Annotated in this window: 9 protein-coding genes; 5 read left to right on the top strand and 4 right to left on the bottom strand. The window is 49.1% G+C overall.

The window, feature by feature from the left end; translation table 11 throughout:
* Positions 1-114 precede the first annotated feature (114 nt).
* From HMPREF9412_RS04850 to HMPREF9412_RS04860, 3 genes are all read right to left on the bottom strand, one after another.
* Positions 115-1,365 (bottom strand): multidrug effflux MFS transporter, encoded by a 1,251-nt coding sequence (locus HMPREF9412_RS04850; protein ID WP_009590232.1) that lies wholly within the window; start codon positions 1,363-1,365, stop codon positions 115-117.
* Between the two features lie 125 nt (positions 1,366-1,490).
* Entirely contained in the window at positions 1,491-3,056 is a 1,566-nt protein-coding gene (locus HMPREF9412_RS04855) for an ATP-binding protein (protein ID WP_009590274.1), read from the bottom strand.
* A gap of 182 nt (positions 3,057-3,238) precedes the next feature.
* Entirely contained in the window at positions 3,239-4,021 is a 783-nt protein-coding gene (locus HMPREF9412_RS04860) for a DUF3889 domain-containing protein (RefSeq protein ID WP_009590254.1), read from the bottom strand.
* Between the two features lie 156 nt (positions 4,022-4,177).
* On the opposite strand from HMPREF9412_RS04860, the gene HMPREF9412_RS04865 reads away from it, so the two are divergent.
* The 5 genes from HMPREF9412_RS04865 to ureC all read left to right on the top strand — a co-directional run bounded on the left by HMPREF9412_RS04865 (position 4,178) and on the right by ureC (position 10,459).
* A complete protein-coding gene (locus HMPREF9412_RS04865; RefSeq protein ID WP_254664002.1) occupies positions 4,178-5,677 on the top strand; it encodes a spore germination protein in 1,500 nt (499 codons plus the stop codon).
* A 6-nt stretch (positions 5,678-5,683) separates the two neighbouring features.
* Positions 5,684-6,772, top strand: a complete 1,089-nt coding sequence (locus HMPREF9412_RS04870) for a GerAB/ArcD/ProY family transporter (protein WP_009590258.1) — start codon at positions 5,684-5,686, stop codon at positions 6,770-6,772.
* Positions 6,766-7,869, top strand: a complete 1,104-nt coding sequence (locus HMPREF9412_RS04875; RefSeq protein WP_009590234.1) for a Ger(x)C family spore germination protein — start codon at positions 6,766-6,768, stop codon at positions 7,867-7,869. The genes HMPREF9412_RS04870 and HMPREF9412_RS04875 overlap by 7 nt, the downstream gene beginning before the upstream one ends.
* A gap of 236 nt (positions 7,870-8,105) precedes the next feature.
* Positions 8,106-8,750, top strand: a complete 645-nt coding sequence (ureA, locus tag HMPREF9412_RS04880; protein ID WP_009590240.1) for an urease subunit gamma — start codon at positions 8,106-8,108, stop codon at positions 8,748-8,750.
* On the top strand, positions 8,747-10,459 hold the full coding sequence (ureC, locus tag HMPREF9412_RS04885; protein WP_009590227.1) for an urease subunit alpha: 1,713 nt from the start codon (positions 8,747-8,749) through the stop codon (positions 10,457-10,459). The genes ureA and ureC overlap by 4 nt, the downstream gene beginning before the upstream one ends.
* Positions 10,460-10,557: 98 nt before the next feature.
* Here the strand turns inward: ureC and HMPREF9412_RS04890 are convergent, their stop codons facing one another.
* A complete protein-coding gene (locus tag HMPREF9412_RS04890; RefSeq protein ID WP_036671317.1) occupies positions 10,558-11,634 on the bottom strand; it encodes an acyl-CoA dehydrogenase in 1,077 nt (358 codons plus the stop codon).
* Positions 11,635-11,707 lie beyond the last annotated feature (73 nt).

The following is an 11,707-nucleotide window of genomic DNA, read 5'->3' on the forward strand; positions in this document are numbered from 1 at the left end:
CATCTCTTTGGTATTATGATTGCATTCTAGGTAATTCATTCAGAATTGTTTTCTTAACCCAAAAGAAAGAAGCCCGCACATTCATCGTGCGGGCTTCTTTGCAAAAGTACCATTTTATAAAGAGACTTGTGTCTCTTTCCTGCGGCTAATAGGCATGACGAGAAACAGAAACGAACTGACGGCCAGCAATTCCGCAATCCCGATGACGGTGCCCATAGGAGCTGCCGTCGTTCCGTCTCCAAGCCCGACAAGAGGGCTGGCAGCGGCGCCTAATAGCAAAGGCAGCAAGCCGAGTAATGCGGATGCACTGCCTGAGGTATGGGCTTCCTGCTTCTGCATCGCCAGTGATGTTGTCGTTGCGCTAACCATCCCTACGGCTGAGACGATCAGGAACAGCATCGGTGCTATGAGAAACAGTCCGCCGCCAAGCCATGTAATGGCAAACAGCGATGTGCCGCCAAAGGCTGCAATAAGAAGTCCCGTCGTCAGAAGTTTGGTTTCTCCTGTGCGGGAAGCCAATCTGCCGGTAATTTGGGAGAATAGTACGATACCAACCCCGTTAACGGCAAAGAATAGGCTGTACGTTTGAGGAGACACCCCGAAGATATCCTGCAGCACGAAGGGCGATCCCGAGATATACGCGAACATCGCGGCCGATACGAACGCTTGGGAGAGCGCATATCCGATAAACACGCGATCCCGAACCAGCGTTCCGAAGGTTTGAAAGGTTTGCCTGATCCCGCCGCTGGCTCTATTCTCCTTGTTCAACGTTTCCGGAAGACCAAACCATACGGCAAGCAGCATCAGCAATCCAATCAGAAACAGGACGACGAATACGCCGCGCCAAGATACAAAATTCAGGATAAAGGCTCCGAATACAGGAGCGATAATTGGAGCCAATCCGTTGATCAGCATCAGCAATGTGAAAAATTTGGTCAGCTCCGAGCCGGTGTACAAATCCCGCACAACCGCCCTGGATATGACGATGCCGGCTGCTCCGCTTGCTCCCTGCACGAATCGAAGCGCAACCAGAACCCAAATCGTCGGTGCAAATGCGCACAGTAAGGAGGTTACCGAATAAATAATCAGGGATATGATCAGCGGTGCTTTTCGCCCCCGTATATCGCTGAGCGGTCCGGCTACGAGCTGTCCAAGCGCCAGGCCGAGCAAAAATGCCGTTAAGCTTAATTGGGCTAACGATGCCGGCGACCCTAAACTTTCCGAAAGTTTAGGCAGTGCAGGCAAATACATGTCAACAGAGAGCGGTCCAAATGCCGAGAGGGATCCGAGAATCAAGGCAAACTGGAGCCTCTTTCCGCGAGTCAGGACCATGGCTGAACCGGTTTCTTTGGTGGAAATCGACATACTGACAGATACTTCCTTTCTCTTGCAACACATTGATGCATGGTTGATATGCTGCTGGCAATCCTACTTGACCGCCAAGCAACTATCCTATCATAGGTTATTTTTTTGTATATTACCATCCATTTTTACGAGGCTAGCGGGATGCGCAAAGTAAACGTTGTGCCAATGCCCAGTTCGCTATGCACTGTAATTCTTCCGCCATGATCTTCTACAATTTTCTGACACAGGGACAACCCGAGCCCCGTCCCTTCTTCCTTGGTCGTATAGAACGGATCGAAAATTTTGGCTAGATTTTCGTCGGCAATTCCTTTGCCAGTATCCTCGATCTGAACAACGGCCATCCCCTCATCTGCTTTAAGCGAGATTCGAACGGAACCGGTATTTTCCATCGCCTGGAAGGAATTACGAATCAGATTGATCAGTACCTGGATGATCTTGTCCCGGTCCATCACGATATGGATCGGCTCATCGCTTAAATCGAGCAGAAACACATGTCCGTGCGAGGCCGCTTCGGATTCACATAAGGAGTAAACGCGCGTCATGCAATCCGTTAGGGACTCAACCCTCATATTGCTGGCATGCGGCTTTGAAAAATGTAAAAATTCAGCCGTCAGCTCCCCTACCCGCGTGATTTCCCCCATGATAACCTCATACCAGGGCTGTATATTATAACTTTGGTTTTTGGAAAGCTGTATAAAGCCTTTAATCGAAGTCAGCGGATTGCGTATCTCGTGGGCCATTCCGGCAGCGAGCTCCCCCACCATCTTCATTTTTTCCGTTCGGATCATCTCCTCCTGGCTTCTCATCCAGGAATTGCGGCGCATTTGAAAAATCCGGTCCTCCGCCGTGCTGATGATCTCCTGATACGTTAATGCTTCATGCGGGTAGCAAGTAATACTATACGTCACCTGTACGCCGATATGCTCAAAATTGAACATGGTGCTGTCGATGTTGACATGCTCCGGAAGCAGTACGGCGAAGCGGTCTCCTGCATAGCGCGAGGCGGCCAGCATATCGTTCAGGAACAATCTCCGCAGAGCACGCGAGAATCTGATCAGTATCTCATTTGCGGTGGAAATGTCCTTCGCATTTAACGATTTAAAGTTGTTGATATCGAGCAGCACCAGCTGAAACGGCTTGTTCACCTCAATGAGCTGCTGGACTTTATTCAAATACCCGTCATAATTCAAAAGACCGGTTAATGCATCATGGTACGTTAAGTAATCGTTCTGCTTATATAATTTCTTCTTCTCCGATTCCAGAAAGTTTACAAAGTGGAATGAAATCACAATCACAAAGGAAGCCAAACAATCAAACACAGAGACCAGAACATTGTATTTCGTAAACGGCACGTAAGTCAGACGGATTAAGGAATACTGAAGAATGATCAGGAAGCACAGCGGCATCGTTTCCTTAAATCGTTCCTTTTTATGAATGGTATTAATGATCAGTATGTAATACAGGAGGATACACCAGTTTAATTGACTTACATAGTGAAACGCCCCAAGAAACAGAAAATGAACATAACGAAGCCATTCGTACTTACGATCAAAAACAACGGAAACGTACAACAAAGTTGCCGTGAGCAGCATCATAGGAATGGACGTGTGATAACCGAGATAAACCGACGATACCATAATAAAAATCGATATCAAGGGAACAAATAGGAGCTTAAGGACTAAAAACGACAAAGCGAATCACTCCTAAATCGCTATTACTGGCGCATAATGTAGAAATCAACGAGGCAAGTTCCACCAAATATGGTACACCATATACATGCGTCTGAACAGCAGGAAAACATCACTTTCAACAAAGCCGCCCTCTATTTTTTCCTGAAAATGGCGTTATTCCTGCCGTCAATTGCTATTTTCAGCTAAATTTCCTCATAACGTATCGATAGAATCTGATCGGTTCCCGGATGATATGAAATCGTGACATACACGCCGAATTCAACATTCCCTTTCTTAAGCCACAGCTTGAACTTCTCCTCCGCCAAAACGCTGGATATCTTGGTTCTGCCCATATACAGGTAGTCTACGACGTCCATATTATATTTACGCTTCGTTTCGGTCACGGCTAAGGTTCCCCACTTGGCGTAGGCAGGCTCTCTTCTGTTCACGGCATGAATCAAAGACTGCGCAATTTCGGTCAGTTCACGCTGTCCGATTTCCGTGGAAGCTCGATTGGCTGTAGTTAAGAGATATTGCCAATCCGCCTTTTCAAAAACCAATAGCTGCAGCGTATTGAACGGACCCTTGTAGAATTTAGCGGCTGTCTGCTCCGTCAATTCTAATGCTTGAAACGATAGGTGCTCCAGCTGCTGTCTATTCTCAAGGGGATATAACTCGATCTTGTAGTCGTTCTCGGGTTTGAATTCGTTTCGATAATGGATCTCCAAATGCTCGTCAAGTCCGGCATGCGTGCCATAACAACGACCATATTGATGCGTAAAAGCTACGGCGGGCACTTGCGGCGGGAGCTGGATTTCTCTGCCGAAACGCTTCTCGCAAGCCCTTATCGCCTCCTCTGCAAACTCGGCACCGCTTTCAAAAATGGCCTGCTGAAACGAAAACTCCGAAGATTCCATAGTCGCCTGATCATTAATGGGTGTAACCCCGAGCGACAGTATGCTAGCGAATAAAAGGGTGCCCAGCATGTTATTCCTCCTCCAAGATATTGGCAGACTTGCCTGAGCCTAAGATTCCCGCGGACGCTCTTCTTATTCCTGACTTGGGATTCGTTGGATAATTCCTTTGAAAAGTACACACACTGTGACGGACTATGCATGAATCCGAGGTGAGTACGCGTGGGGATGAAACAGATATTAAAATCTATTTTTGTGGTCACTCATGAGCATTCTGAAACCGGCCCATCGCTATATAATCAACAGGATCCCAACCCCCAGGAAGAAGTTTCGCTGACGCTGAAGCATGTCGCGGATCAGTTTGACGATTCGGCCGACTTTGTCCATAAGATCTATCTTCATGGGCGCCTTCATGTTATGTATTTCAGCCATTTGGTCAATGAGGATCGGCTGGAACGGGATCTGCTTCCTCCCATTTTGAATTCCGAAAACCCGCTCGATTTGTTGACGGAGCAATCCCAGTATGAGCTTGTAACGGATTCGAAAACCTATGTGGAAGGTATTCTTAGCGGTATGGCCGCTTTTTATTATGAAGATCAAGCTTTCATGATCGATGTTATTTTCCCGACATCCCGGACGGTGGCTGAATCCGAAACGGAATCCATCATTATCGGACCGCACGAGGCGTTTACCGAACAAGCCTATACGAATCTGTCCTTGATCCGGAAGAGAGTGCAAAGTTCTCATCTCAAGGTCATCAAACTATCCGTCGGCGAAGTTACGAAGTCGGATATCTATGTTCTGTATATCCAAGACATCGCGAATGAGAGATATGTCAAAGAAGTCATTAAACGGATCGAGGATATTGAGATTGACGCCATACACGATACAAACATGCTGATTCAATGCATTGACGATAATCCGTATTCGATTTTCGCGCAATTTTTAACCTCTGAGCGGCCGGATACCATCGCCTCCAAACTGGTTTCCGGTCGAACCGTAGGTATTATGGACGGGAGTCCCACCGCTTTCAGCGCGCCCGCCAACTTTTTTGAATTTTTCTCGTCATCCGACGATTATTACCAGAGGTGGAGCATCGGTACGGCGACCTTGTTCTTGAGGTTTGCAGCCCTCATCATCACGGTGACACTGACGGCCCTTTATGTTTCGGTTACCTCTTTCCACTATGAGATGATTCCGGAGAATCTAATTCTGACGCTGACGGAGTCCAGAAGCAAAGTGCCGTTCCCCCCCATTTTTGAAGCGCTGCTTATGGAGACTACGATTGAGCTGCTGCGGGAGGCCGGAGCCAGGCTGCCTACCAAGATTGGACAAACGATCGGTATCGTAGGCGGTATCGTCATCGGGCAGGCGGCGGTTCAAGCGGGATTAACCAGTAATATTCTGATCATCTCCGTCGCCTCCTCGGCTATTGCTTCCTTTGTCATTCCAAACTATGTCATGAGCGCGTCCTTTCGCCTGTTCCGATTTGGACTCATCGTTATGGCCGGTTTATGGGGGAATCTGGGATTGGCGCTTGGCTTGGCTTATATGGTCATTCACTTAAGCGGCTTGACAAGTGTCGGCTCCTCTTATTTATCACCTATCGCTCCATACGAGCCATATGACTGGAAAGACGCATTTCTAAGACTTCCCTTTTCCACGTTGGCCAAGCGGCCAACCCAAGTCAAAGCCAGAAACAAGGTCAAATTAAAAATGAAAAGGTGAGGCAACTTGAAGGAAAAACTATCCCAATTTCATACCGCGATCCTCATCTACATGATTCAAACGGGTGTCTATGTATTCAGTATTACGCAGGTGGAGGCCCAATATTTTGGCACAAACGGATGGCTCATTACGATCCCGGCTTCGATTCTGGTCTGCCTTAACATTTATCAGATATATTGGGTGTACCGGTTGGGCGAAGGACAGTCGATATTCGACATATTGGAGAAAAGCATCCCCAAATTCATACTGGCCCCCTTCTATCTGGCGATCAGTACGGTATGGGCTTTAATCGGTTGTCTCGTTGCCAAGCAGTACGTGCTGATCTTTCAGATGTTTGCGTTCCCGACAACCAACCCCATGGTATTCAAGATCGCGATCGATGTCCTTGCTTTTATGCTGCTGACCAAAGGCTTGTACAATATCTCCAAAGCTTCCACGGTCTTTTTTTGGAGTACCATATGGATGAGCTTGCTGCTGCTGTATTATGCAGGGGAATTTCGAATCGAGAGATTAACGCCCTACATATTCAAAGACGGATCCAGCATGCTGGAAGGATTCTTTCAAATCTATTTGGCATATTTGGGTTATGAATTATGCTTACTGTTATTTCCCTATACCGATAAGAAAACCAAATTGTTCAGGGCTGTAATCTATGGGAATTTGATACGTACGGTATCCTATACCATCATGGGCTTTGTTTCGTTCGGCGTCGTTGGCAGCGATATGCTGAAGGTTATGCTGTTCCCGTTACTGGATTTGCTGGCGTATATCAAACTTCCGTTTATCGAGCGAATCGAGAATCTTTTCTACGGCTTTTTTCTGTTCACGACCCTCATTACGCTGGTGCTTTATTTCTGGGCAGCGGGCGAAAGCACCCAAAGAGTCTTTCCGAAAATCAAGATCAATGTCCACTATTTCTTCATCATACTGGTAGCCCTGCTGATATCCTACATTCCCACCGTATTGAACCGCATCCGGGAGTGGCTTCTGTTTCTGGGGTACATCCAAATCGGGTTTGCTTATATCATGCCGTTTATACTCATTGCGCTGCTGCTTTGGCAGCGCAGAAAAAGGCAGCGTGATGCCCAATGTTAAAAAAATATGCATGCTTGCTCCTGCTCTTGTGCCTCCTTCCTCTGGCGGGTTGCGGTGATCAACGCATTTTGGAAGATCTGGGGTTCATTCAGACGACCAGCTATGACATGCTGCCGGATGGCAACTTAGCCATTTCGGTCTCCATTCCGCAAGCGGATCCGGAAACTTCGGCTAAACGGGAAGTCCTGACGGCAACGGCCAAGAGCAGCAAGGAAGCCAAAATGATTATGTCCAGACAAACCGGCATGCTGCTGGTCAGCGGGCAATTGCGCAACGTGCTGTTCGGGCGTTCGATGGCGGAACACGGGCTGCACGGACATCTGGATACCTTGTACAGGGATCCTGCCATATCGTCTCAGGTAAAAATAAGCGTGGTTGAAGGCAATGCCGGCGAACTGTTAATAGACGATTACAAGCAGCATCCGCGAACAGGACGGTATATCGATATGCTGCTTGAAAAGGAAGCGCTCGGTCAGACCATTCCCAAGGTCACGCTGTTCAACTTTGCCAGGGATTATTTCGATCAGGGCGTTGATCCGGTTGCCCCGATGATTAAGAAGCATGACAAGAACTACATTACGACGAATGGAATTGCGTTATTTAAAGATGATCGCTATGTAGCTAAGATCGAGCCGCAGGATGCATTGATTTTCTCCTTTCTGAAGGGCAAGTTCAGAGAAGGTCAACTTAACATTGATCTGTCGGATGGGGATAAGAATGAAGTCGTCATGTTCAGTTCATTGATCAGCTCTAGAAAAGTCAAGGTTGTACGTGGAGACCGAGGCATTGACAAAGTGATATTTAATGTTAAGGTTTCCGGGTCCGTTCTGGAATACATCGGCGATGCCAGGTTAAGCAATGACCGCGAACGGCATGAGCTGGAGCAGCGAATCAGCCAGTATATATCGAAAAAAGCCGATGCCATGGTCTCGCTCATGAAACAGCATCAGATTGACAACCTCGGAATCGGCAGGTACGTCCGTAACCGGATTGGCTATGAGCAATGGAAGAGGATGGACTGGCGGCAAGAATTGCAAAAGCTGCAGGTCGAATGCTTAATTGACGTTCACATCAAAGAATACGGAAAATTTAGATAAAACTTGGATAGACCCCAATCGGGGTCTTTTTTGTTGCCATTTAAAATATCGATTTCATTATGAGACTCAGAGGACTGTGAGTTTTGCGTTATGTTTTATGACATTAATATTGACTATTTCTTTGTCTAATGCTACATTTATCCAAAATAAACACCATTACGCAGCATGTCAGTCGATACCCAGCCTCATTTATGTTATGAATATTAACACATCTGAATGCAAAAGGAGTGGCTAAAATGCATTTAACCTACCAGGAGAGAGACAAATTAATGCTTTTTCTGGCAATGGAATTAGCACAAAAACGATTAGACCGCGGGTTGAAGTTAAACTACCCGGAAGCGGCCGCACTCATTTCGGGTTTTGTTGTCGAAGGTGCTCGTGATGGTAAGTCCGTAGCCGAATTAATGGAGGAAGCCCGTCATGTGCTGTCGGCGGATCAAGTGATGGACGGCGTCGCCCATCTCCTCAGGGAAGTTCAAGTCGAAGCTACCTTTGTGGATGGCACCAAGCTGGTCAGCGTTCATGACCCGATTCAAGGCGCTCCGTCCTCTTCCGGCATTGTTGCAGGTGAATACGACCTGCGAGACGAGCCGATTCAGCTGGTGCCGGACCGGCCCCGCATTACGCGAGAGGTTACAAATAGCGGCGACCGTCCGATTCAAGTAGGATCGCACTTCCATTTTTACGAATGCAATCCCGCCTTATTATTCGAACGAAACGGAACGCAAGGATACAGGCTCGATATCGCCTCCGGTTTGTCGGCAAGATTCGAGCCGGGAGACACCTCGAAGGTGACGCTTGTTCAAATTGGAGGGAGCCAGGAAATTCATGGTTTTGCAGGTCTGACGAACGGAAAAACCAATGGGATGGTGAGCTTATGACAACAATCGACCGCGCGACCTATGCCAGTATGTATGGACCTACGACAGGGGATCGGGTCAGGATTGCCGACACCTCCCTCTGGCTTGAGATTGAGAAGGATTATACCGTTTATGGGGATGAATGCGTCTTCGGCGGCGGTAAAGTGATACGTGACGGCATGGGACAGCATCCGCTCGCGACCCGCGCGGAAGGGGCACTGGATCTGGTCATAACGAATGCCATCATTGTGGATACCTGGGGAATTGTGAAAGCGGACATCGGGATTAAGGACGGGTGCATCAGCGGCATCGGAAAAGCAGGAAATCCGCTGATGATGGATGGTGTCACCGATGGCATGATCATCGGTGTGGGCACGGAAGTCATCTCCGGAGAGAACTTGATCGTAACGGCCGGCGGCGTGGATTCGCATGTGCATTTCATCAGTCCGCAGCAAGTCGAAATCGCGCTCCAAAGCGGGATCACTACATTCGTTGGCGGAGGCACCGGTCCCGCAACGGGCACCTTGGCAACCAATTGTACGTCGGGGGTATGGAATTTGCAGCGAATGCTGCAAGCGACCGATGCACTGCCGATCAATATGGTTTTTCTGGGACGAGGAAACAGCAGTCGTCCTGAAGCGCTGGCCGAACAAGTCCATGCCGGGGCGGCTGGACTCAAAATCCACGAAGACTGGGGCAGCACGCCCTACGTCATCGACAAATGCCTGAGCGTTGCCGAAGAACTGGATGTGCAGGTCAACATCCATACCGACACATTGAACGAAGCCGGTTATGTTGAAGACAGTCTGCGCTCCTTTAATGACCGGGCGATTCATACCTACCATACCGAAGGTGCGGGAGGCGGTCATGCGCCGGATCTGCTGCGGGTTGCCTCCATGCCGAATGTCCTCCCCTCCTCGACCAGTCCGACCATGCCATATACGGTGAATACGGTTGACGAGCATCTGGATATGCTGATGATCTGCCATCATCTGGATCCGCGAATTCCCGAGGATGTTGCCTTCGCCGCGTCACGGATTCGTGCGGAGACGATCGGAGCGGAAGATATTTTGCATGACATCGGGGCGATCAGCATGACCAGTTCCGATTCGCAGGCAATGGGGCGGGTTGGTGAGGTCGCTATCCGTACATGGCAAACGGCCGACAAAATGAAACAGCAGCGCGGCCCGCTCGGGCCGGATTCCAAGTCGGACAATTTCCGCATCAAGCGATATATTGCCAAATATTCCATTAACCCGGCCATGACCCATGGGATATCCGATTATGTCGGTTCCGTCGAGGTAGGAAAAATGGCTGATCTCGTACTTTGGAAACCCGCCTTCTTCGGAGCTAAACCGGAGATCGTGCTGAAGAGCGGCATGATTGTCCACGCCGTCATGGGAGATCCCAACGCTTCCATCGCTACACCGCAGCCGTATATGTATCGGCCGATGTTCGGCAGCTATGGCGGCGCTCAGGCAGCGCTAAGCGCCACCTTCGTATCCCAAGCTTCCCTGCAATTAGGGACGCTGGATCCACTGGGATTGCGTAAGCAGCTCCTGCCTGTAAGGAACTGCCGAACCGTGAGAAAGGCGGATCTTGTTCACAATGGGGAGACGCCGGAAATCATGGTTGATCCGGCGACCTATGCCGTAACCGTTAACGGCGAGAAGCTGACAAGCGCCCCATCGTCTCATTTGCCGTTATCCCAGCGCTATTTCCTGGTATAATGGTCAAAGGTCCATGCAATCGTAATTAATAATCCCTGCTATAATCCACATATAAACAACAACCATGAGCAGCTCGTTTGCCGCTCATGGTTGTTTGTTTATTCATAGGTTCTCAGCAGCGCATGCGAGCAGGCCGTCTGTAGGTCCCTCCAGCAGCGATTGATTTCGGCATCTTCCATCGCAGCAGATAAACCGAACAGCGGAAACAGCTGCTGGCCGCAGAATAACGCAGCTTGGGCTGTTTCGATGCTTTGGGCCGTAACCTGTGCCTCCGTGGCATCCGATAAGGCACCGTTCGCCATCAGCTCTGCCCACGACGCTTCTACCCTCTTATAAAAATCAGCAATCGATAGATGCAATGCCGCTTGATATTCATTCAGCTTCCCGAACACATAGGAAGAACTTCCCCGCTTAACCGCGAGCGATTCCGCAGCTTCAAGGAAATGCTCCGCGATCCCGACTGCAACACCGGCAAAGGATACTTGAGCAAACGGAAGGAATGGATAGCGATAAATCGGCTCGTTCTCATACCCTTTCGTTTCCGTAAGCGAGAATGTCATCTCATCCGGAACGAATGCCTCAACAGCGGATATGGTGTGGCTCCCTGTTGCCCGAAGGCCAAAGGCATTCCAATCCTGCTGGATTTCGATCTGGTCAGGATTCATGATAAATGACCGGATCTCGGGTTCGCCCTGATCCGCAGTCGGCTCGCCAGGGGCATCTTGTAGCGTTGAACCCTGTTCAACAACTGCGTTGGCCGTAAAGGTCGTAGCATAGGTAGACCCGCTGCAATACTTCCAGCTGCCAGTCACGATATAACCGCCGTCCACCTGTCTGGCGGTACCTGTCGGCATGCCGCTGCCCGCAATCACCGCTTCGCGGCGCGCAAACACCCTGCGGCTGATATCTGGACTCATCAGTGCGGCAAAGAATCCTCCGCCTGCTCCTATCGTAACCAGCCATCCCAGGTTGCCGTCGATGCGGGCACTTTCTTGGAAGAAACGCGTTGCATCCGGCAGAGGGGTCATCCTTCCTTCCAGCTCGTCGGGAACAAACAGGTGAAACAAACGATGATCATATATGGTTTTCAGCACGTCGGGAGTTACTTGTCTATGCTTGTCCATCCCAAGCGCTTGTTCTCTTATGGTTTGAATCTCTTGCTCCGTAAATAACATGTCTCCACCGCTTTCCGTGATCAATTCTCTTTCAAAATGATAGTCCGCTCTTTATGAAATCATAATCTATGAA

Origin of the sequence: Paenibacillus sp. HGF5, assembly GCF_000204455.1 — a bacterium.
Taxonomy (GTDB): Bacteria; Bacillota; Bacilli; order Paenibacillales; family Paenibacillaceae; genus Paenibacillus_AQ; species Paenibacillus_AQ lautus_A.